Below are 20,445 nucleotides of genomic sequence, written 5' to 3'. Positions count from 1 at the left end.
GCTGTTCACCGCGGCAGAGAGACCCGATGGACGCGGCCGAGACGGCGCTCCCAATGACGGGTCGAAAAATGGACGACGGACGTCGCGGCCCAATAGACCAACGCGACGACGAAATAGACTTCGAGCGGTGCGTAGGTATCCGACACAACGGCCTTCGCGGCGAACATGAATTCGTGCACGGAGATCACCGACAGCAACGCGGAATCCTTGACGAGGCCTATCAGCAGGCCCGTCAGCGTGGGTAGCAGCAGCGGCAGCGCTTGCGGCGCGACGATGCGGCGCGCGATCGCAACCGGCGACATGCCGATCGCGACGCCTGCTTCGACGGTGCCCGCGGGCACGGCGGCAACAGCCGCCCCAATCACTTCCGCGACGTACGGGCCGTAATAGATCGCCAGCGTGACCGTGCCGACCAGCGGTGCGGGCAGCAGCACGCCGAAATCCGGCAACACGAAAAACATCACGTACAGCAGTACGAGCAGCGGCAAGCCGAGCGTCAGTGCGGTGTAGCCGCGAATCACCGCAGCCAGCCACGGACCACCGCGCCGCTGACCGACCGTCAGCAGAACGCCGAGCACACCCGACATCGCGGCACCGGCCGCACACAACCAGACCGTGCTGCCGAATCCTGCTGCAAGCTGCGGCCAGTAGCCGGACAGAACGCTCAGATCGAAGGTCATCGCGCCACTCCCGGCGCGACCCGCCCGGCGCCGGGCATGCGCGGCGAACGCTGCGCGCGGCGCGCGGCATAGATGACCGGCAACGCGACCGCCAGATAGCCGACGCTGACCAGCAGCATCACTTGCGCCGACGTGTAGGTTCGTGCGATCACCATCTGGCCCGCGTACGTCAATTCGGTGACCGCGACCACCGACGCGAGCGGCGTGGTCTTCAACAGGATCGTGAATTCATTGATGAGTGCGGGCAGGCTCGCCTTCAGCATTTGCGGCATGGCGATCCTCAACGCGATGCGACTCGGCGCCATGCCGAGTGCAATCGCGGCTTCGTACTGCCCCGGTGTGATCACCCGCAGATTACCTCGCAGGATTTCCGCCGTGTAGGCGCCGCTATTCAGACCGAGCGTGAGCGCGGCGGCCAGCATCGGACGACCGCCCAGCCCGATCAGCGGCAGCGCGAAGAAGAGCACGAACAGTTGCACGAGGGCGGGCGTGCCGCGCATGAAGCTGATATAGAGCCGCGCGGCCCAGCGCAACGGTGCGATACGTGTCAGTTGCATCGCGAGCGCGAGATGGCCGAACACGAGACTGCCGGTTGCGCCGAGCAGCGTCAGTTCCACGGTCAGCAGCCAGCCGTCGATGAGTGTCGGCAGGCTGTGAATCACTTGCGGGTCAAAGCCCATCGCGCGGCTTCCAGGAATCAGAGTTGGTCGAGTTCTTCGGCCGCCGACAGTTCGAGCGCGCCGGGCACGTCGTTGCCGGGAATGCCGGTGCAGCAGGCCGACACGATGAACACCATGTCCGTCACCACCCGGCACGCAACGAAATCGCCCGCACGCGTGGTGTTGGGCAACGGTTCGATACGGCCGTCCTGATGCAACGTCACGTGCATGAACAGATTGATCGGGTCGGGCATTTTGGGCGGCTTCAGGCCCAGCGACTGAATCACCGCGCCGACCGATTCAATGCAGCCGGTCAGCCCCGCGTAGCCCTGCTCCGCAAGATACGCAGTGGTCGATGCGGGCAATAGCAGATCGTGTTTGCCGCTCGAGTCCTTGCCGAGCACCATCAACGCGCGGCGGCGGTTGCTTACGATCCGCATGCCCGCCTGCAACACATACGAATTGCTGAACACGCGCGTGTGATGAACCGACATGTACACGTCGTCGTTGATCCTGCTGAAGCCGAACATCGACGCGACCGCGCCCGGCTCTTTTGCTTCGATACGCAGGATCTGGCCTGCCTTGACGTCGATCGCGCGCGATTCTCCCGCAGGCACGGCGACGGTTTGCGGGCACAGCGGTGCGCGCGAAGGCGGTTCTTTGAGAAGCAGCATATTAGGTCCGTTCAGGCGGCGGATGCCGCGGGCAGGATGGAAACGGCAATGTCGGTCACCTTCAGGCCGTTGCCGGGAATGATGTCCTGCGGACACGACGACACGGCGCATACCAGATCTTCGAGTACGTCGAACGTGATGTAGTCACCGGGCTTGCTGGTCGGATCCGTGACCTGCATCCGGCAATCCTGCGTGACCGGGCCGTTCTGGAACAGGTTGAAGGGCTCCGGCACATCGAAGGGCGACAGCCCGTACAGCGCGAGACCCGCGTGCATGTTGTCGAGGCAGTTGCGATGCCCGGTCACGTTGAAATCGACCGTGAACCGCGTGTCGTCGCAGGCGGGCACGTTGGCGTCGTGAATGCCGACGGTGTCTTCGAGCACTCGCAACAACGGGCGCCCCAGTGACGAATACAACGCGTCGCCGACGTTGAAAAACAGCGTCCGGAGCTGGCGGCGCGTATGCGTCGGCGACAGCTTCTCGTCATGATTCGACTTGACCACCGCGACGAAGTCGGCCGCCTGCTGGCCTTCGACGTCTGTAATGGTCAACCGTTGGCCCGCCTTCACTTCGAAGGTGCGCCCGTGTCCTGCCTTGATGGTAAGCATTTGTGCGGAATCGGTCATATATTCGGTCTGCTCGATTTACTGCGCGGGGATGAAATCGGACGTCGGCGTGTCGAAGGTCACACCCAGGTTGGCCTTTTGCAGGCGAGCGAGTTCGCCTGACTTTTTCATTGCGAGGATCTGGTCGCTGATCGCCTTGTTCAGACGCGTGTCGTCCGGCCGGGTCGCCCACGCAATCCATTGCGAGGGTCCGAGCTCACCGGTCGATTTCAGCTTGCCCGGATTCTGTTTGATGACGCCGGCAAGCACGGTCATATCGTCGAACACGAAATCGGCGCGACGTGTCATCAACGCAGCCACTGTCTGGTCCACGCTATCCACGCTGATCAACTGGATCGGTGCGAGACCTTTGGCCTTCAGCGTCTCGTTGAACTGCTTGAGGATCTGTTCGGGCGCGCTCGCGCTCTTGACCGCGGCCGTCAGGCCGGCAAGAGACTCGATGGTGGCCGGCTGCGGAATCTTCCTGAAATCCGAACGTACCAGAGCGCCGTTTACGGTCTTGCTGGTCGGCACTACGTACGCGAGACGCTTTGCGCGTTCGGACGTTACGTTCAGCGCGGAACCTTCGACATCGAATGAATGCGCGAGCAGGCCCGGGATGATCCCGCTGAATGACATACGCTGATATTCGATCTTTACGCCCAGATGCCTCGCAACCGCGTCCATCACGGCCGGGTCGAAGCCGACGATGTTGTTGTTGGCGTCGGTGTATTCGTACGGCGCAAAGGTCGGATCGATCGCGACGGTCATCGTGCCGCGGCTTTTGATGTCGTCGAGCGTATCGGCGTTCGCGGCTAGCGGGTGGATCAATGCGCCGAACGGAAACAACGCGGCGAGGACAAGGCTGGAGAGGCGGCGTTTTGACATCAGAGGAAACTCCCGTTGAGAGGTGGACGAGAGCGCCTGAACGCATGATCTGTGCCAATCCAACTATATAGAAACATACGTTTCACAAAATAACTGCCAAAAACTTCTGTTTCTATATGGCCTCACCAGAAACATCCATTTCATATCTCGCGGTCCGATTTATAATGACGTGATCGCGGAATGACGACCGACTGCACCTGCAGCGTGCAAGAAAACAGCAATGCACGTTCGCGGTGCCCACATTGCACCACGGCCGGCCCACTTACTCACAAGCATCGAAATGGCAAAAGCTCAAACGAAACAGGAAAAACGCGCACCGCAGTCGATCGAGAGTCGCATTGCCGAATGCTATGACGAGCTATCCGAGATCGACCAACGGTTGGCCGACGTCATTCTGAGTGCGCCGGGGCAACTGGCGATGCAAACCGCCACGGAACTGGCCGCGACCGCGCAGGTGTCGAAAGCGACCACCACGCGCTTTTTTCAGAAGCTCGGATATGCGTCTTACGACGATGCGCGTGCGATTGCGCGTGCCGCGCAGGTCGGCGGTTCGCCGTTGTATCTGCAGGATCGGGGCCGCAAGAACGCGAGTACGAAACTCGACGACGTGATTCAGGCGCATTTGCAGCACGAGGTCGAGAATCTGGCAAGCACGTACCGGTCGCTCGACACGCGCGTGCTGAGCGAGGTGGTCGAAGCGGTCGCGCACGCTCGGCGCGTGGTGATCATTGGGTATCGGCATAGTCATACGGTAGCCACGATGATCAGGCGCGAACTGATTCAGGTGCGCTCCGACGTGGTGTTGTTGCCTGCGCCGGGTGATACCCTAGGCGAATATCTGGGCGACCTGAGCGCGAAGGATGTCGCGATTGTCGTCGGCTTGCGGCGCCGTGTGCCGGCGGTCGGTCTTGCCGCAACCGCACTCGCCGAGGCGGGTGTGCCGATCGTTTATATGTCGGATGTCATTGCGGGGAAGCCGGCGCGACTGGCGCGCTGGGTGATCCGTTGCCACACGGATGGCCTGATGCTGTTCGACAGCAACGTCGGTATGACGGCGGTGGTCAATCTGATCTGCTCACTCGTTGCCGAACGCCTGCTGGAACGGGGTACGAACCATTTACAGCGCGTCGAAATATTGCACGAGAGTTTGCGCGAGTTCGAGTGAAACCAGACAATGCAAGCACATCCCTTACGCCTCTTTCCCGGCGACGATCTGCGTGTCGCCCTCGAAAACGTGCTGCATCAGTCCGGATTGCAGGCGGCCTTCGTGATCCAGGGCATAGGTAGCCTCAGCGTTGCGCAATTGCGATTCGCCGGGAAAGAGGATCCGACTGAACTGCGCGACGATCTGGAAATCCTCACGCTCGCCGGTTCCATATCACCTGATGGAGCGCATCTGCACATGTCGGTCGCCGACCCGCGCGGCCAGGTGTCTGGTGGCCACGTGGCACGCGGTTGCGTGATCCGCACGACCGCGGAGATATTGCTGGTGCTTCTTCCCGACTATCGCTTCTCCCGTGAACGCGACCCGGGTTCAGGATTCATGGAACTGGTGATACGGAATGAACCAGCCACGGATCATGCTCGCCAGTTGCGTGCGGACAATCTCGACGAATAGGCATGCCACCGCTGAACCGTTCTTCGACGTAAACAACCGCCAACACAGTGCCGGAAAAACGCGGACGGCCGGCACCCGTTATGAAAACGAGCGCACGGCCGTCCGCGACAGCACCGTTGCGCGTTACTTGCGCTTCAGTTGCGAGATATCCCGTACCGCACCGCGATCAGCAGAGGTGGCCAGCGCCGCATAAGCCTGCAATGCCTGCGACACCACGCGCTCACGCGCCGCCGGCATCCACGCCTTGTCACCGCGTGCCTCCATCGCTTCCCGGCGGCGCGCCAATTCGCCGTCCGACACCACCAGGTGCATCTTGCGCTTCGGAATGTCGATCTCGATCACATCGCCCTCTTCCACCAGACCGATCGTGCCGCCTTCTGCCGCTTCCGGCGACGCGTGCCCGATCACGAGCCCGGACGAACCGCCGGAGAAACGGCCGTCGGTGAAGAGCGCACAGGTCTTGCCCAGGCCCTTCGATTTCAGATACGACGTGGGGTAAAGCATTTCCTGCATGCCGGGGCCGCCCTTGGGACCTTCATAGCGGATCACGACCACGTCGCCAGCCACCACCTTGTCGCCCAGAATGGCTTCCACGGCGTCGTCCTGGCTCTCGAACACGCGCGCACGCCCGGAGAAAACCCATTGCGATTCGTCGACACCCGCGGTCTTGACGATACAACCCTTCTCCGCGAGATTGCCGTACAGCACGGCGAGGCCGCCGTCTTTCGAATACGCATCCTGCTTGCTGCGGATACAGCCGGTTTTGCGGTCGGTATCCAGCGAGGGGAACGTGGCCTCCTGGCTGAACGCGACGGTGGTCGGAATACCGCCCGGTGCCGCGCGGAAGAACTTCTGCGCTTCTTCGCCCGCGCCGCCGGCAATGTCCCATCTGGCGATCGCATCGCCCAGCGTGCCGCTATGCACGTTGCCGCAAGACAGGTCGAGCAGATCCGCGCGCGCCAGTTCGCCCAGAATGCCGAGAATGCCGCCGGCACGGTGGACGTCTTCGATATGGTATTTGTCGGTGGCGGGCGCGGCCTTGCACAGGCACGGCACTTTGCGCGAGATGCGGTCGATGTCGGACATGGTGAAATCGACACCGGCTTCCTGCGCCGCTGCCAGCAGGTGAAGCACGGTATTGGTCGAACCGCCCATAGCCACGTCGAGCGCCATTGCGTTCTCGAATGCCTGCTTGCTGGCGATGCTGCGCGGCAGAACCGACGTGTCTTCTTCCTGATAGTAGCGGCGGCACAGGTCCACCACCAGGCGGCCGGCCTGCTCGAACAGGTCCTTGCGCCATGCGTGCGTGGCGACGATCGTGCCGTTGCCCGGCAACGCCAGGCCGATCGCTTCGGTCAGGCAGTTCATCGAGTTCGCGGTAAACATGCCCGAACAGGAACCGCACGTCGGGCAGGCGCTGCGCTCGATTTCCGCGACTTCCGCGTCGCTGACCTTCGAGTCGGCCGCCTTGATCATCGCGTCGATCAGGTCGATCTTGGCGATCACCTGGCCGTCTTTCGGGGACTTGACCTTGCCCGCTTCCATTGGACCGCCGGAGACGAACACGACCGGGATGTTCAGGCGCATGGCGGCCATCAGCATGCCCGGCGTGATCTTGTCGCAATTGGAAATGCAGACCATCGCGTCGGCGCAGTGCGCGTTGACCATGTATTCCACGGAATCGGCAATCAACTCGCGCGACGGCAGCGAATACAGCATGCCGCCGTGGCCCATAGCGATGCCGTCGTCCACGGCAATGGTGTTGAATTCCTTGGCGACACCGCCGGCCGCTTCGATTTCCTTCGCGACCAGCGCGCCCAGGTCGCGCAGATGCACATGGCCCGGCACGAACTGCGTGAACGAGTTCACCACCGCAATAATGGGCTTGCCGAAATCACCGTCCTTCATGCCGGTAGCGCGCCACAAGGCGCGCGCGCCGGCCATGTTGCGACCATGAGTCGAAGTTCGTGAACGATATTCAGGCATCTGTATCCTCAGGTATTGGGGGTGTTTGAATTTGAATTGCGCCCAGCGCAGCACCGCCGGTGCCCGTGACGGGAGGCGATGGCTCGCGCAAGCGCGCGATTGTGCGATGGGAATGGACGAATAGTGCGAGAGCGCGAGTAAGACGTCCAATATATTTTTTCGCTGCAATTAGGTCGGAAAAGATATTAGTTCAAGCCGATCAGCTTGGAGAAGCGTGTATTCGAGCACCTGCGTGCCAGATTTTCGACTCGTATAAACTATGCCGATGTCCCAAGAAATCGATTACCTCAACCCCGCCCTTCCCGCTGGCCTTCGACGCGTTTCGATGTCCGTGGTCGACGCGACCCCTGCAACGCTCGACGGCTTTGGCTGCCTTGTGACAGACCCGAGCAAATGTTCGATCGAGATCGTGCAGTGGCCGGCGGCGGGAACACGACCCATAGACCCTGGAACCGGTGACGAGGCAGGCACGACCGAAGGGACATTCGTGAGCGAGTGGCGCGGAGATATTCTCTACGGCCGAAACGAAGCCGTGGGTGGCAACTATATCCTTGCGTACGCAAGGGAGCCCGAAGCGGCCCGCGACGACCACGCCAATGCACCCGAACGCATGCTGCTCTGGCACGCGAACTACCACCCGGACGGCGGACAACTGTTCTTTCCTCTCGACCATCGTCCGTTCTACGTTCCACTCGCATTGCCGGGCGACGACATTACGCCGGAGAAGTTCGTATGCTTTCGCTTCGATGGCCAGCAGGGTCTCTATATCCACCCAAACATCTGGCACGAAGGCGTGTTCACTCTTGAAGGGACGCAGCGGTTCTTCGACAAGCAGGGCGCAGTCCATGCGCGCGTTTCTGTCGACTTTGCCCGCGAGTTTGGCTGTCTTCTCGAAGCGCCGATCGCCGGGGACGCCTGAGCGTCTGGTCGAGGCGGCGAACCTGACCCACGTTCGTTCGTGCCGGTGATACACGATCACCCGATCACTCGCCGGACCGTTTGGCGTCCGCGAGACAATTTTCGATCAGAAAGTCGATGACTCCCTGAATGACGTCGAGGGCTGCCGAATAATAGATGAAGGTCCCCTCCCGGCGCCCGGACACAAGATTTGCTCTCAACATGTCCTTGAGGTGGAAAGACAGGCTGGATGGAGCAATACCTAACTGCGCGGATATCTCGCCAGCGGCTACGCCGGGCGGCCCCGCCGCGGCGAGCATCCTGAAGACGGCAAGGCGTGAGCGGTGAGCTATGACGCTCAATGCAAGCATGTGATTGTCTTCGTCCATTTCACGAGCCGTCATATGTCTTGCCCGACGTCACATCCAGCGCGCGCGTGCGGATGCTTCCAGATCCGCACGCACATCCGTAGATGAATCGGCGCCCTGCGGCATGCCGGCGAAGCCGTTTCCCGTGTTCGGCCACTAGGCAATCCACCCGCCATCCACGGTCAGACTTTCACCGGTCGTGTAGCCGGCTTCCGGGCTCGCAAGGTACGCGACCGCAGCCGCGATTTCTTCGGGCTTGCCGAAACGGCCGACACTCGCCAGTCTGGTCATCGTAGCGTGGGCTTCCGTACCGGGCTGGGGTGCCAGTTCGGTGTCGATCGGGCCGGGCTGTACCGCGTTCACCGTCACCCCGAATTTCCCGAGCTCACGTGAAAGACCGCGGGTAAAGCCGCGAACGGCAAATTTCGATGCGATGTAAAGCGTCACGCCAGGCAGCGGCGCCGCCTCGCCGAAAGCGGAACCCACATTGATAATGCGTCCCCAGCCGGTCGCAATCATGCGCTTCGCCGCATCCTTCGCGAGTTCGATCGGCGCTCGCACATTCAGATTGAAGTGCGTGTCGTATGAAGTCGCCGACGATTCGAGGAACGGCCCATATTCGACCGTGCCCGCGTTGTTGACGAGGATATCGAGCCGGCCTGCGAACCTGCCGCCAAACACACCGTTCAGCGAGTCGATCAGCACCGCCACACCGTCTTGCGTCGACAGATTCGCGGCAACGGCTTCGGCTTCGCCGCCCGCCTCGCGGATTGCCTTGACCACCGCGTCGGCGCGCTCCGCACTCGATGCGTAATGGACGATCACCGATGCGCCGTCCCGTGCCAGACGCGCGGCAATCGCAGCGCCAATTCCACGGGAAGCGCCGGTCACGAGAGCGAGTTTGCCGTTCAGAGCTTGAGTCATGATTACCTCGATAATGAGTTTCCTTGAGTCCGCCTGCACGCCGTATGTCGCGTGCAAGGTTTGGCGGACCGTTGCGTATGCAGCCAACACGTCCGTGTCGGTTGATGCGTATCGTCCACTCATGCCGGAATGCGCGGTAGTCGTCGTCGAGGAATAGGTCCTATTCCCGGTGCGATGCGCTTTCGTGAACCGGTGACACCGAGCCGCGATGCGCAGACCACTGCGGCCTCGCTTCGAAAAGCCGCGAATCCGCACCTGGGGACCATGCCTCGCGGGAATAACTGTTATCGACAGCAAGTGCATTCCGCGAACGACCGGAGAGCTTCAACATGCGCCTATCGCAACCGGCCACACCTTGCCGGCATACGCGATGCAGATTCAAGGCCCCAACGGCCTCTCAATCACTCCCGGAGATTCGTGATGACACTACAAGACAGACTCGACGCGTTCAAAGCCGACTTCAAGGCCGGCAAGCCGCCCTATCACGCCCCGCCGGAAATTCACCCGATCATGGAGCGCGCGACGGCCGAACTGGTCGCGAGCGGACAGGCAAGCCGCGCAATCAAGGCAGGAGACCGCGCACCGCTATTCACGCTGAAGGACCAGAACGGCAACGACGTCTCATCGGCCGAACTGCTTGCGCAGGGGCCGCTCGTCGTGACTTTCTATCGCGGCGTATGGTGTCCGTACTGCAACATCGAACTTCATGCGATCAATGAAGCGCTGCCGCAAATTCGCGCCCGTGGCGCGAACGTGGTCGCTATCTCGCCGCAGACGGCCGTGAATAGCCGCAAGTCCGTGCGTGACAACAGCCTGAACTTCCCCGTGCTGAGCGACGCGAAGGGCGAAACCGCTGCTGCGTTCGGCCTGCGTTTTTCGCTGCCCGATTATCTTGTCGATCTCTACAAGAACCTGCGAAACGACCTGCCTGCTTTCAACGACGATCCCAACTGGACATTGCCCATGCCGGCGCGTTACATCATCGGGCATGACGGTATCGTGCTGTACTCCGAAGTCAACCCGGACTATACGCACCGTCCCGATCCGGCTGAGATGTTCGCGGTGCTGGACAAGGCCAACGCGAAGGATTGAGCGTTCAGGTCGCGGACGCAATCGTGCTGGTTGAGGAAAGCGCCGCCGTATGGCCGGCAGTGGCTTGCCGGTTGGCGTCTACACCGTCGGCGCAACGCCCAGCACATGTTCGACGAAGGCGACGAAGGCGCGCGCCTTCGTCGTTGCCATGCGGCCGGACGGAAACACGGCCCAGACGTCGATCGACGGCAGTGTCCATTCGGTGAGAACCGCTTGTACGGTGCCGTCGGCGAGTTCAGGAGAGAACATCCATTCCGACGCGACAGCGAGACCGACATGTCCCAGTACCGCCGTGCGCATTCCCTCGGCAGCGCTCACGCTGACCCTGCCGGTTACCGCCACGGCGATTTCGGCGCCGTCGTCGCGGCTGAACGACCACGACTCGCCCCCGCCTCGCAGCGAATACACGATCGCCTGATGCCGACTCAGGTCGGCTGGTGTTGTGGGAATACCCGCTTGGGCGAAATACTGCGGCGTGCCGACAACCAGCCGACGCCCCCTCACGATGCGTTTCGCGGTCATGGTCGAATCGTCGAGCGTGCCCATGCGAAGCGCGACGTCCACACCCTGTTCGAGCAGATCGATCGAGCGGTCGTCGAGGATGAGGTCGATACTCAGTTTTGGATGCTGGTCGAGAAAGGTCTTGAGTGCGGGCAACACATGCAGCCGCGCGAACGTGACAGCGGCGCCGATCCGCAAGCGCCCCGAAAGTCCGCCCGACGATTCGCGGACGGCCTGTTCGGCCTGATCCGCTTCGTCGATCGCACGGCGCGCGTGCTCGTAGAATCGCTGGCCCGCATCGGTCGGCGTCAGGCCTCTTGTCGAACGGAGCAGCAGTCGCGCGCCCAGATGCTCTTCCAGCTGCGCAATCGACTTGGAAACCGCGGGCTGGCCCAGCTTCAGCCTGCGGGCAGCGGCGGAGAACGACCCGGCGTCGACCACGGTCACAAACGCTTCCATCACCGCCATGCGGTCCATGTGTTCATCTCCTGCGAGCCGTGTTCCGGACACGGATCTTATGCCGTGAAAGAGGCCAGGATATCAGATCCGGCTTCGACACTCAGCCGGCAACGTAGCGTTTTGACAGGGCTTCATAGAGCGGCGGAGCGAATAGCCTCGACACCTGGCTGGCGATCAACGCCGTCGTCATCAACGACAACACCAGCGCGTGCCCGTTGATCATCTCGATCACAATCACGAAGGCCGTGATTGGACTCTGCGTGACCGCAGCAAGATAACCCACCATGCCGAGCGCGATCAGCATGGGCAACTGCATCTGCCCGAACACGAGATGCAGCGCGTTGCCGATGCCTGCGCCAATGGCCAGCGAAGGCGCGAAGAGTCCCCCAGGCGCGCCGGGCAAATACGAACCGACCATCGACGCCATCTTCAGAATCGGATAACTCGCGCCAAGCTGCGAGTTACCTTCGAGCATCCCGCGTGCTTCCGCATAACCACTGCCGAAGGTATGACCGCCGGCAGCAACGCCGATCAGCGCGATAACGAGGCCGCATGCTGCGCCGAACGCCACCGGGTGGTCTTTTCTCCACACCACGAGGCGCGCCGGCATCCAGCGGTTCGTATTCAACAGTAGCCAGCAGAACGCGCCTCCCGCGACGCCTGTGACCACCCCGAGCATAACGGCAGCAATGGCGAGCATATCCGGAAAGTGCCCGTCTATATCGATCGTGCCAAAGTAGGTGTAATTGCCCTGCAAGCCGAGCGAGACGACGCCCGCAAAGATGATCGCGGTGATGAGGACGCCGCTGGTTCTCTGTTCGAAACTGCGTGTCAGTTCCTCGATGGCGAAAACCACGCCTGCAAGCGGCGCGTTGAATGCTGCAGACAGTCCCGCAGCGGCGCCCGCCAGAGCCAGATTGCGCTCGAGCGCCGCGCCACGAATACTGCGGAAACGCGCCGGATAAAATCGCCGCAAGCTGAACATGAGCGCGGCACCGACATGGATTGTCGGCCCCTCGCGGCCAATGGTGAGGCCGCCGAGAATCGACAGGAACGACACGCCGATCTTGCCGATCAGAATACGCATGCTGAGCAGGCGGGGACCCAGTTCCCGCCCTTCGTGCAGCGTTGCGATAACCTGCGGGATACCGCTTCCCTCGGCGCCTACAAACCAGCGCCGCGTGATCCACACGCCGAGCGCCGCAACCGCCGGTGTAAGAAGAAGCGGCAGCCAACGGTGCGAAGTCGTATAGCGCAGAAACGTGTCGTAGCCGAAATCGATCAGCTTCGCGTACATGACGGCGACGAGCCCCGTCGCGACTGCGCCGAGCCAGAAGATGCCGTAGTGCAACCAGAGACGTCTGATACGCAGGATCGTGCGTCGGTCAGCAAGGGCGTGAATGCGCATCGGGATATAGCCGCGTGGAAGCGAAATAAAGCACATTGTGACATATCCGCGCAGGCCACGGGGCCGGCACACTTATGCATGGTGTCAAAGGCTATTTCGCGGAATCGCCGAACACCCAGCCGAACGAGCCGTAGTGCGCCTTGTGCTCCGCCGCGAGTTCGAGCAGGCAACGTTCCCCTTTGGGCGTCAGGTGCACCTGCACCTGACGCCGGTCGCTCGCGTCAGCCTTTCGCGTGACCAGACCGGCCGATTCGCAGCGCGACACCAGCGCGGCCGTGCCATTCGGCGCAGCCTGCAGACGTTCCGCCAATTCGCCGACAGTGGCCCACCGCCGCCCCGCGAACCCGCGCACATGCAACAGCAACTGATACTGGAGCGTGGTGATTCCTGCCGCATTGGCGATCTCTTCCGAGACGCGCAAAAACTTGCGCAACTCGTAACGGAATACCGACATGGCCTCCAGCTCCTGTTTATCCGGTAAGTCGTTTCCGGATTGCACGCCTGAACTCATTAAATCTCCAGATGGATGATGGACGCCGCTACCTGAAAATCCGCGCCCATGCCGCACGAAGTCGACGCGCGCGGTCTTCGAACAGATATGACGCGGCCAGCGTCAGAAGACCGGAAATCGCACCTGTCACGAAGTGCTCAACATAGGGGATGCGGTAGTGACTCTCGTGGGAGTAAAAGTCGCCTATCGTCGTCAGCACACCGACGATCAGCGCACTGCCATATCTGTGCCGGTAGAACCTCGCCGCAGGCGTGAAAGTCAGAAGCACGGCGAGAAGGCCGGTCAACAAACCGGTCTGCAATGCGATTGTCCAGTGAGCGAGACTCATGACATTGGCCCAACTGCCTGGCATACACGTCATGCACGCACTGGTCGGCTGCCAGAAACGCTGGATGAACAGTTTCATGCGCCGTTTCCATTCACCTGACATGCAATGTCCTCATCACTGTCGATATCGCAACGAGTTTCATCTTTGCGGCCAGACGGCCTTCAGCGCTTCACCCCGCAGTCCGCGATTGTGCGGTGACATCCGGCGTTCGTGAAGGTCGCCATGCAAGGGAAAGTATAGGCATTCATTCGCGAATGATCACCCATACCGTCCCGGTCGAAACAGGATGTCCCGAGGCCTAACGCCGCCACGAACCGTGCGGCACCTCCACATCTCGCTTCGCTTCGGCCAGCTTCTCCAGAAGACCCTCACGATCCAGCCGAACGCAATAGACGGGCTTTGCCCGTTCAAAGCGCCAACTCGCGGACAACGGGCCGGCATCGACAGCATCGAAGCCGAACTGATCGAGAACACCGGCTACCGCCTGTTTTGCCGCGAGGTCGTCCCCCGCCATCGGCAACGCACGCCTGTGCGGTGTGCCGGGCGGCGTGCCGTCGGTTTCGAGATCTTTTGCGAGAATCGCGTTGAACGCCTTCACCAGCCGCGCTCCGTGCAAATGACGCGCAATCAATTCGCTGGTGGTCGTAGCGTACTGGTCCAGCGCGTCGATATGGCCATCGCGTTCAGGATAATAGTTGCAGGTGTCGATCACTATCTTCCCTTCCAGTTCCGCCACGGGCAACGCAGGATAGCTGTGAAACGGCACCGCCACCACCACCACGTCGCCGAATACCGCAGCCTCGCGAGCCGTGCCGACGTGGCAGCCAATCGCCGCGGCTGTGCTCATCAGCGTTTGCGGCCCTCGTGAATTGCTGATCATCACGTCGTACCCGCTCTGTTTGGCCAGCGTCGCCATCGCCCTGCCAATAAATCCTGCACCGAGAATACCCATCTTCATTTCAATCTCCTGTCGAACCTGGCGGGCGGCACGATTGACCGCACGAACCGTGCAATAACTATGATTGAAAACCGGAACGAGATAAACGATGATTCCGGTTCGCCTGTAGAAACGATGAGTGGGGAATCATGGACCGCCTGACCAGCATGGCTATCTTCGTGAAAGCCGCCGAAAGCGGCTCGTTCGCGGCGGCGGCTCTCGCCTTTGGCATTTCGTCGCAAATGGCTGGACGACATGTGATTGCGCTCGAAGAACGGGTCGGCGCGCCGCTCCTCGCCCGCACGACCCGCCGCCAGAGTCTGACCGAAATCGGCCAGATCTTCTACGAACGCTGCAAGGCCCTGCTCGCGGACGCCGAGGCGGCGGAATCGGTAGCGATGGATTTCTCCGCGTCGCCGCGCGGACGGCTACGTGTAACCGCCCCGGTCACATTTGGATCCTGTTGCCTTGCGCCGCTGATCACGCGCTACCTTCGCGCGAACCCCGAGGTCCAGGTTGATCTCACGTTGACGGACCGGTTTGTGGACCTCGTCGATGAAGGTTATGAAGTGGCAATCCGGCTCGGCCCTCTGTCGGATTCGTCGATGATCGCAAAACCGCTGATGCCGTATCGACTGCTCGCCTGTGCGTCGCCGGCTTATCTGAAGGAACATGGCGAACCCAGAACGCCGGAAGCGCTCGCAAGGCATGAATGCCTGGGGTTTTCCTTCACGTCGCTCCCGCCGTACAACGAGTGGGTGTTCGGCAGCGCGCGCGGCAAACATGCCGTGACGGTCACCGGGCGCTTTCAGGCGAACGATACGAAGGCGCTGATTGCCGCCGCGATTGACGGCTTCGGCATTGCTCTCGCACCGGAAATCGCAATCAAGGACGACATTGCCGCGGGCCGGCTCGTGCGCCTTCTGCGCAAGTACGAGGCGCCTGAACGGCCAATGCACGCGCTGTTTACGGCGAGGCGGCCCACGCCGAAATTGCGCGCGTTCATTGATCTGGTGGTCGCGGAATTCGGGCCGTGAGATAGCGGGAATTCCGCCCGATAACCACTACATTTCGCACAGAGCAGCGCTCCGCTGATCGCTTCACTTCTCTCGCCCCGAAACCGACGCGAGATACATACGAACGAGTTCGCGGACCTCGGCAAGAAGCATGGCTCGCGCTGCGGGCTCTTCGCTGGCGGTACTGACCACGCCTTTGAGCATGTGGACCAGAACGACCGCCATGACCTTCGCTTTCGCCGGCTTCAGGCCGGGAACCGCCTTGCGCAGGATATCCGCTACTCCACCGCGCATGGCTTCGCGAAACCGCGCGCGTTCGTCGGCATTGCCGCCGCGCGCATCCACGAGAGCGGCCGCGAAGCTTCGCTGCGACTGAAGGACGAGCATGAAGTCGACAAACGAGTCCGCCACGCTTTCGAGCGTCATGTCGGGTACCTGCTGCGCCATTTCGGCAAGCGCATTCCTGACGTGTAGCGCGTAGCGGAGCAACAGCGCGTCGGCTAACGCTTCCTTCGACGGAAAGAACCGGTAGAGCGAGCCGATTGCAGTGCCGGAGCGGGCCGCGATCTCGGTCATCGTGGCCGCGTCATAACCTTTTTCCGTGAACACGGCGACGCCGGCTTCCATGATCGCCGCGACGCGCTGGCGCCCCTTCGCTCCTTTCGGTTCGGTAGCGCGCGCAGTGTCTGGAGCAGGTTTGGACGATGTCATGCCGATTGACCAATATTTGAGGATTTGAGAGGAATTCCTCGCATATTATCACGCTGTCACGTCCGGGTAATTTTTTCAATTTTAGTCAAAAATAACGGGGCATTTTAGCGTCGTTGACATGCAACGATGTGTTCTCTATTATATTTGAGAGGATATCCTCTCAAATTTCGCAGACGCGGCAATCCGATCACGGCCCGTCAGCCACTTTCATTTTTCAATCACCATCGAGGTCATCAAATGCAGCAGGTCTGGCTGTTTCTCGCCGGGGTGCTTCTGTGCAACAGCGTTCCACACCTCGCTTCCGGGTTGCAAGGGCTTCCCTTCCCTACGCCTTTTGCCCGGCCGAGCGGTGTCGGAAATTCTCCGCCGTTGGTCAACGTGCTCTGGGGATTTGCCAACCTCGTCATCGGGCTTCTGATCGTGGCGCGTCATGCAAACACGTCGGCGATTGGCCTGGATGCGGCAGCCGGACTCGCGGGCGCCCTTGCCATCGGGGTTTTCCTGGCGCTCCATTTCGGTAAGGTGCAACGAGACAGGCTGCCGGACTGAGCGCCGCAACCGGCATTGGCCTGCCTTCCGCCCTCTATCGGGGCCGACCGGTCACAACAACGGCAGCGTCAGCCTGATGTGCTCGGCGAATACCGTGACCAGATGGGAGGGACGCTTGCGCTCGAACTTCAGCGTAATGCCAATGGTGGGCAATGGCGGAAGCGCCGCATCGGCATTGAGTATGTGAAGATCCGGAGCGACAGCAGTCTGCGTGATGACGGCAAACGCCTGTCCCGAGCGGACCAGCGCCGTCAGACCTGCAAGACTGCTGCTCGCATAGGCGATGCGGTAAGCCCTCCCCGCGCGTTGCAGCGCTTCGCACGCCGCCACATGGTCGAGCGTGTCGGGGTCGGAAACCGCCAACGGCAAAGGGTCGAAGTGCGCGGAATCCATTCCCGGACAGCCGACCCACACCAGCGGTTCGCGACGGATGATGTCGTCATCCGCCGCGTTCTCCGGCAACGAAATCATCGCAAGGTCCAGCGCATGCATCTCGAGTTGTTCGAGCAGGCGCGGAGTGGGGGCGCAAACGACCTCCACCAGCGCATGAGGATGTTGGCTCGAGAACTGACGCAGCAGATGCGGGAGGAAAACGGCGGCGTAGTCATCCGGGCAGCCGAACCGGATCGTCCCCGAAAGCCCCTTGCCGGACAGATCAGCCATCGCCTCGTCGTGCAACCGCAGAATACGTTGGGCGTGAATCAGCAGGCGTTCGCCGGGGTTCGTCAGCACCACGCCGCGCCCTGTGCGCTGGAACAGCGGCTGCTCGACGATTTCTTCGAGGCGCTTCATCTGCTGGCTCAGCGCGGACTGGGTCCGGCCGATCCGGCTGGCCGCGCGGCTGAGCGCCCGGACTTCGGCAACCACGATAAACGAACGCAGCAAATCGATTTCGAGTGAAAGACTCAAGATATTAGGCCCGCTTCTATCTGCCATAAGAACTATTAGGTTCTATGAAACCAGAGAGCCCTCTAGACTGCAAGTATTCCCGCCACAGTCACACAGTCAAGGAGAAGCACGGTGTCCCTGAACAATGATGCAGCGTTCTGGCGCAACGCCAGGCAGCACCTTATCCGCTACGGCGGTACTTTCGAGCCGATGATCATCGAGCGCGCGCAGGGCAGCTTCGTCTACGACGCGGACGGTCGCGCGATCCTGGACTTCACCTCGGGGCAGATGAGCGCGGTGCTTGGGCACAGCCATCCGGACATCGTGTCGGTCATCAAAGAGTACGCCGGCAAGCTCAACCATCTTTTCAGCGGCATGCTTTCGCGGCCGGTGGTCGATCTCGCGACCCGCCTGGCTGAGATCACGCCAGACGGACTCGACCGGGCGCTGTTGCTCAGTACCGGCGCGGAGTCGAACGAGGCCGCCATTCGCATGGCGAAACTCGTCACCGGCAAATATGAAATCGTCGGTTTCGCGCAGTCGTGGCACGGCATGACGGGCGGGGCGGCATCCGCAACCTACAGCGCCGGTCGCAAGGGCGTCGGTCCGGCGGCCGTCGGCTCGTTTGCGATCCCCGCTCCGTTTCCGTACCGGCCGCGTTTCGAGCGCGACGGTCAATACGATTACCTGGCGGAACTGGACTACGCATTCGACCTCATCGATCGTCAGTCGAGCGGCAATCTCGCGGCCTTCATTGCAGAGCCGATTCTCAGTTCCGGCGGAATCATCGAGCTGCCGGAAGGCTACATGGCTGCGCTGAAGCGCAAATGCGAGGAGCGCGGCATGTTGCTGATCCTCGATGAAGCGCAAACCGGCATCGGCCGCACCGGCACGATGTTCGCCTGTCAGCGCGACGGCGTCACGCCCGATATTCTCACCCTGTCTAAAACGCTCGGCGCCGGCCTGCCGCTCGCGGCTGTCGTGACCTCTGCACAGATAGAAGAGCGCGCCCATGAATTGGGTTACCTGTTCTATACGACCCACGTGTCCGATCCGCTGCCCGCAGCCGTCGGTTTGCGGGTGCTGGACGTGGTCGAGCGTGAAGGGCTGGTTGCGCGCGCGAACCTGATGGGCGAGCGGCTCAGGCGCGGCCTGCTGGATCTGATGGAACGCTTCGAGTGCATCGGCGACATTCGCGGACGAGGTTTGCTGCTCGGTATGGAGATCGTCAAGGATCGCCGCACGAAGGAACCCGCGGATGGACTTGGCGCAAAGATCACCCGCGAGTGCATGAACCTCGGGCTCAGCATGAATATCGTGCAGTTGCCCGGTATGGGCGGCGTCTTCCGGATCGCCCCTCCGCTGACCGTCCACGAAAATGAAATCGACCTTGGGCTGGCGCTGCTCGGGCAGGCAATCGAGCGCTCGCTTTGATCGCTTTGCTATTTCATTGATGGTTTGTCCGGCAGCGGCGGCCGTTGCTGCCGGGCGAACCATCGAACAAGCTATAACACCTCGTCCAACCAGTCGAGCACCTTCCGGTTGAGCAGAGAGCGATTGGTCATTTCGCAATGCTCCCCTGCGCCTTGCGTCTTGTTGAAACGAAGCAGTTTTTTGGGGCACTGCAACGCATCGAAGAACGCCTGCGTTCCGCTCGCGAGCGGATCATCTTCGGCCAGCGTAAAAAGCGTCGGGCATTGAATGTTCCCGATCCGTCCAGACATCGTGAATTGCTCTACGGATGCAAGATACTCACGCAGATTGCTCGCTCCATTCACCCAATACCCGCGCTTCAAAAAGCTCCAGGTCAGCTTCCGGTCGTGGGCGATTATTTCTTCCATGCGCTCGATCAATGCGTCTGGGAGCAAGCTAAGCTGAGCCGCCTGTTTGGGCGTCGCTCCAAGTTTGATGGCATATGCGCGAAAGCCATCGGCAATGCAAGACTGCGCGGGGTCGGCCACGCACGCGGCAAGACGGGGCTCACCAGACGCGGCGCGCGGTGAAAGGTAACCGCCAAGACTCCAGCCGCTCGATACGATACGGCTCGCGTCGACGTTAGGCAGCGTTAGCGCGAAATCCACAACGGCCCTGATCACGATCTCCCAATCCGGACGCATGTGGATGCCCTGGTCGATAAGTGTGGTTCCCTGGCCCGGACCGTCGAAAATCAGGCAATGGTATCCGCGCCGTGAAGCCGCAACCGCCGATGCAAAGAACGGGTCCGTAATGGTGCCGTCATAGCCATTGGTCAGGATAAGCAGGGGGCGGCGTTCATTGGGCCGCCCCTGCGCAGGGATGACATACGCGAGCATGGACGACGTTTCGAACGGAATACGAACCGGCTCGACCGGATCATCGCCGAGCGCCAGTGCCCGATTGAATGCGTCGATCTGCCACCGCGAAGATTCGAAGATTCGCGGATCCACGGGATAGCCAAAATGAGGATGAAAGGCCTTCGCATAGAAACAGGCCGCGCGCAGGTAATATTCGCGGGCGCTGACCCGGTGTCCGTGCGCCTCGGCGACACGGCCTTCGTCCATCATCCTGTCCGCCGCCTCCGTCCATGCGTCGTAAAAGGCATTGTCGTCGCCGTCGCCTATTGTCTGCGCCACACTCCGGACTTCGCCGAAATCGGCGCCGCCGTAGGGTATATACGCTATCGGCCACATGCCGAGTTGCTCATGCAGGGCATCGCTGAAGATTTGGGTCACGACTAGCACTCCTTCGCAGAAGGGCCGGCACAATG

23 protein-coding genes are annotated in these 20,445 nt (G+C 61.4%); 7 read left to right on the top strand and 16 right to left on the bottom strand.

Annotation, left to right across the window (positions count from 1 at the left end; all coding sequences use genetic code 11):
• Positions 1 to 5: 5 nt before the first annotated feature.
• Genes BXE_RS23915 through BXE_RS23895 form a run of 5 tightly spaced genes read right to left on the bottom strand, consistent with a single transcriptional unit; the run spans position 6 to position 3,506 of the window.
• The gene (locus BXE_RS23915) at positions 6 to 680 is read right to left on the bottom strand and encodes an ABC transporter permease subunit (RefSeq protein ID WP_011490708.1); all 675 of its coding nucleotides are present in this window, start codon (positions 678 to 680) and stop codon (positions 6 to 8) included.
• Positions 677 to 1,360: an amino acid ABC transporter permease gene (locus BXE_RS23910; protein WP_011490707.1), complete on the bottom strand. Its 684-nt coding sequence runs from the start codon at positions 1,358 to 1,360 to the stop codon at positions 677 to 679. The genes BXE_RS23915 and BXE_RS23910 overlap by 4 nt, the downstream gene beginning before the upstream one ends.
• A gap of 17 nt (positions 1,361 to 1,377) precedes the next feature.
• Positions 1,378 to 2,013 (bottom strand): urea carboxylase-associated family protein, encoded by a 636-nt coding sequence (locus BXE_RS23905; protein ID WP_011490706.1) that lies wholly within the window; start codon positions 2,011 to 2,013, stop codon positions 1,378 to 1,380.
• A gap of 11 nt (positions 2,014 to 2,024) precedes the next feature.
• A complete protein-coding gene (locus BXE_RS23900; protein WP_011490705.1) occupies positions 2,025 to 2,639 on the bottom strand; it encodes a DUF1989 domain-containing protein in 615 nt (204 codons plus the stop codon).
• 18 nt (positions 2,640 to 2,657) lie between these two features.
• Positions 2,658 to 3,506, bottom strand: coding sequence for a transporter substrate-binding domain-containing protein (locus BXE_RS23895; protein WP_011490704.1), 849 nt, complete (start codon positions 3,504 to 3,506; stop codon positions 2,658 to 2,660).
• A 280-nt stretch (positions 3,507 to 3,786) separates the two neighbouring features.
• On the opposite strand from BXE_RS23895, the gene BXE_RS23890 reads away from it, so the two are divergent.
• Both BXE_RS23890 and BXE_RS23885 read left to right on the top strand, forming a co-directional pair.
• Positions 3,787 to 4,671, top strand: coding sequence for a MurR/RpiR family transcriptional regulator (locus tag BXE_RS23890; protein ID WP_040124098.1), 885 nt, complete (start codon positions 3,787 to 3,789; stop codon positions 4,669 to 4,671).
• Positions 4,672 to 4,680: 9 nt separating this feature from the next.
• A complete protein-coding gene (locus tag BXE_RS23885) occupies positions 4,681 to 5,124 on the top strand; it encodes a PPC domain-containing DNA-binding protein (protein WP_011490702.1) in 444 nt (147 codons plus the stop codon).
• A gap of 123 nt (positions 5,125 to 5,247) precedes the next feature.
• On the opposite strand, the gene ilvD is transcribed toward BXE_RS23885, so the two are convergent.
• Entirely contained in the window at positions 5,248 to 7,110 is a 1,863-nt protein-coding gene (gene ilvD / locus BXE_RS23880; RefSeq protein WP_011490701.1) for a dihydroxy-acid dehydratase, read from the bottom strand.
• A gap of 265 nt (positions 7,111 to 7,375) precedes the next feature.
• On the opposite strand from ilvD, the gene BXE_RS23875 reads away from it, so the two are divergent.
• Positions 7,376 to 8,029, top strand: a complete 654-nt coding sequence (locus BXE_RS23875) for an ureidoglycolate lyase (protein WP_040125037.1) — start codon at positions 7,376 to 7,378, stop codon at positions 8,027 to 8,029.
• Between the two features lie 64 nt (positions 8,030 to 8,093).
• On the opposite strand, the gene BXE_RS23870 is transcribed toward BXE_RS23875, so the two are convergent.
• Together BXE_RS23870 and BXE_RS23865 are read right to left on the bottom strand one after the other, a co-directional pair.
• On the bottom strand, positions 8,094 to 8,396 hold the full coding sequence (locus BXE_RS23870; protein ID WP_040125039.1) for an ArsR/SmtB family transcription factor: 303 nt from the start codon (positions 8,394 to 8,396) through the stop codon (positions 8,094 to 8,096).
• A 135-nt stretch (positions 8,397 to 8,531) separates the two neighbouring features.
• Positions 8,532 to 9,299: an SDR family NAD(P)-dependent oxidoreductase gene (locus BXE_RS23865; protein ID WP_011490698.1), complete on the bottom strand. Its 768-nt coding sequence runs from the start codon at positions 9,297 to 9,299 to the stop codon at positions 8,532 to 8,534.
• Between the two features lie 420 nt (positions 9,300 to 9,719).
• Between BXE_RS23865 and BXE_RS23860 the strand changes: the two genes are divergently transcribed.
• A complete protein-coding gene (locus tag BXE_RS23860) occupies positions 9,720 to 10,391 on the top strand; it encodes a peroxiredoxin-like family protein (protein WP_011490697.1) in 672 nt (223 codons plus the stop codon).
• 78 nt (positions 10,392 to 10,469) lie between these two features.
• On the opposite strand, the gene BXE_RS23855 is transcribed toward BXE_RS23860, so the two are convergent.
• The 5 genes from BXE_RS23855 to BXE_RS23835 form a co-directional block, all read right to left on the bottom strand.
• Positions 10,470 to 11,369, bottom strand: coding sequence for a LysR family transcriptional regulator (locus tag BXE_RS23855; protein WP_011490696.1), 900 nt, complete (start codon positions 11,367 to 11,369; stop codon positions 10,470 to 10,472).
• Positions 11,370 to 11,451: 82 nt separating this feature from the next.
• The gene (locus BXE_RS23850; protein ID WP_040125041.1) at positions 11,452 to 12,759 is read right to left on the bottom strand and encodes a chloride channel protein; all 1,308 of its coding nucleotides are present in this window, start codon (positions 12,757 to 12,759) and stop codon (positions 11,452 to 11,454) included.
• Positions 12,760 to 12,850: 91 nt separating this feature from the next.
• Positions 12,851 to 13,270 (bottom strand): MarR family winged helix-turn-helix transcriptional regulator, encoded by a 420-nt coding sequence (locus BXE_RS23845; protein ID WP_011490694.1) that lies wholly within the window; start codon positions 13,268 to 13,270, stop codon positions 12,851 to 12,853.
• Positions 13,271 to 13,298: 28 nt separating this feature from the next.
• The gene (locus BXE_RS23840; RefSeq protein ID WP_011490693.1) at positions 13,299 to 13,700 is read right to left on the bottom strand and encodes a hypothetical protein; all 402 of its coding nucleotides are present in this window, start codon (positions 13,698 to 13,700) and stop codon (positions 13,299 to 13,301) included.
• A gap of 196 nt (positions 13,701 to 13,896) precedes the next feature.
• Entirely contained in the window at positions 13,897 to 14,646 is a 750-nt protein-coding gene (locus BXE_RS23835; RefSeq protein ID WP_272942400.1) for an NADPH-dependent F420 reductase, read from the bottom strand.
• A 38-nt stretch (positions 14,647 to 14,684) separates the two neighbouring features.
• On the opposite strand from BXE_RS23835, the gene BXE_RS23830 reads away from it, so the two are divergent.
• Complete coding sequence (locus tag BXE_RS23830) at positions 14,685 to 15,572, top strand: LysR family transcriptional regulator (RefSeq protein WP_011490691.1); 888 nt, start codon at positions 14,685 to 14,687, stop codon at positions 15,570 to 15,572.
• A gap of 63 nt (positions 15,573 to 15,635) precedes the next feature.
• On the opposite strand, the gene BXE_RS23825 is transcribed toward BXE_RS23830, so the two are convergent.
• On the bottom strand, positions 15,636 to 16,262 hold the full coding sequence (locus tag BXE_RS23825; protein ID WP_011490690.1) for a TetR/AcrR family transcriptional regulator: 627 nt from the start codon (positions 16,260 to 16,262) through the stop codon (positions 15,636 to 15,638).
• Positions 16,263 to 16,499: 237 nt separating this feature from the next.
• Between BXE_RS23825 and BXE_RS23820 the strand changes: the two genes are divergently transcribed.
• Entirely contained in the window at positions 16,500 to 16,811 is a 312-nt protein-coding gene (locus tag BXE_RS23820) for a hypothetical protein (RefSeq protein WP_040124101.1), read from the top strand.
• A gap of 51 nt (positions 16,812 to 16,862) precedes the next feature.
• Here the strand turns inward: BXE_RS23820 and BXE_RS23815 are convergent, their stop codons facing one another.
• Positions 16,863 to 17,747, bottom strand: coding sequence for a LysR family transcriptional regulator (locus tag BXE_RS23815; RefSeq protein ID WP_011490688.1), 885 nt, complete (start codon positions 17,745 to 17,747; stop codon positions 16,863 to 16,865).
• Positions 17,748 to 17,831: 84 nt separating this feature from the next.
• Here BXE_RS23815 and BXE_RS23810 point away from each other — a divergent pair, with 84 nt between their 5' ends.
• On the top strand, positions 17,832 to 19,133 hold the full coding sequence (locus BXE_RS23810) for an aspartate aminotransferase family protein (RefSeq protein WP_011490687.1): 1,302 nt from the start codon (positions 17,832 to 17,834) through the stop codon (positions 19,131 to 19,133).
• A 71-nt stretch (positions 19,134 to 19,204) separates the two neighbouring features.
• On the opposite strand, the gene BXE_RS23805 is transcribed toward BXE_RS23810, so the two are convergent.
• Positions 19,205 to 20,410, bottom strand: a complete 1,206-nt coding sequence (locus tag BXE_RS23805; protein WP_011490686.1) for an alpha/beta hydrolase family protein — start codon at positions 20,408 to 20,410, stop codon at positions 19,205 to 19,207.
• Positions 20,411 to 20,445: the final 35 nt, after the last annotated feature.

This window comes from Paraburkholderia xenovorans LB400, assembly GCF_000013645.1.
Classification (GTDB): Bacteria; Pseudomonadota; Gammaproteobacteria; order Burkholderiales; family Burkholderiaceae; genus Paraburkholderia; species Paraburkholderia xenovorans.
The sequence above is the reverse complement of the archived record's forward strand: the minus strand, read 5'-3'. Positions and strand labels throughout refer to the sequence as shown.

Coding starts and splice junctions, on each gene's coding strand:
- BXE_RS23830 (WP_011490691.1), top strand. CDS start 14,685: ATGGACCGCCTGACCAGCATGGCTATCTTCGTGAAAGCCGCCGAAAGC.
- BXE_RS23815 (WP_011490688.1), bottom strand. CDS start 17,747: ATGGCAGATAGAAGCGGGCCTAATATCTTGAGTCTTTCACTCGAAATC.
- BXE_RS23855 (WP_011490696.1), bottom strand. CDS start 11,369: ATGGACCGCATGGCGGTGATGGAAGCGTTTGTGACCGTGGTCGACGCC.
- BXE_RS23865 (WP_011490698.1), bottom strand. CDS start 9,299: ATGACTCAAGCTCTGAACGGCAAACTCGCTCTCGTGACCGGCGCTTCC.
- BXE_RS23840 (WP_011490693.1), bottom strand. CDS start 13,700: ATGTCAGGTGAATGGAAACGGCGCATGAAACTGTTCATCCAGCGTTTC.
- BXE_RS23895 (WP_011490704.1), bottom strand. CDS start 3,506: ATGTCAAAACGCCGCCTCTCCAGCCTTGTCCTCGCCGCGTTGTTTCCG.
- BXE_RS23885 (WP_011490702.1), top strand. CDS start 4,681: ATGCAAGCACATCCCTTACGCCTCTTTCCCGGCGACGATCTGCGTGTC.
- BXE_RS23910 (WP_011490707.1), bottom strand. CDS start 1,360: ATGGGCTTTGACCCGCAAGTGATTCACAGCCTGCCGACACTCATCGAC.
- BXE_RS23870 (WP_040125039.1), bottom strand. CDS start 8,396: ATGGACGAAGACAATCACATGCTTGCATTGAGCGTCATAGCTCACCGC.
- BXE_RS23890 (WP_040124098.1), top strand. CDS start 3,787: ATGGCAAAAGCTCAAACGAAACAGGAAAAACGCGCACCGCAGTCGATC.
- BXE_RS23905 (WP_011490706.1), bottom strand. CDS start 2,013: ATGCTGCTTCTCAAAGAACCGCCTTCGCGCGCACCGCTGTGCCCGCAA.
- BXE_RS23820 (WP_040124101.1), top strand. CDS start 16,500: ATGCAGCAGGTCTGGCTGTTTCTCGCCGGGGTGCTTCTGTGCAACAGC.
- BXE_RS23850 (WP_040125041.1), bottom strand. CDS start 12,759: ATGCGCATTCACGCCCTTGCTGACCGACGCACGATCCTGCGTATCAGA.
- BXE_RS23915 (WP_011490708.1), bottom strand. CDS start 680: ATGACCTTCGATCTGAGCGTTCTGTCCGGCTACTGGCCGCAGCTTGCA.
- BXE_RS23860 (WP_011490697.1), top strand. CDS start 9,720: ATGACACTACAAGACAGACTCGACGCGTTCAAAGCCGACTTCAAGGCC.
- BXE_RS23875 (WP_040125037.1), top strand. CDS start 7,376: ATGTCCCAAGAAATCGATTACCTCAACCCCGCCCTTCCCGCTGGCCTT.
- BXE_RS23825 (WP_011490690.1), bottom strand. CDS start 16,262: ATGACATCGTCCAAACCTGCTCCAGACACTGCGCGCGCTACCGAACCG.
- ilvD (WP_011490701.1), bottom strand. CDS start 7,110: ATGCCTGAATATCGTTCACGAACTTCGACTCATGGTCGCAACATGGCC.
- BXE_RS23845 (WP_011490694.1), bottom strand. CDS start 13,270: ATGAGTTCAGGCGTGCAATCCGGAAACGACTTACCGGATAAACAGGAG.
- BXE_RS23900 (WP_011490705.1), bottom strand. CDS start 2,639: ATGACCGATTCCGCACAAATGCTTACCATCAAGGCAGGACACGGGCGC.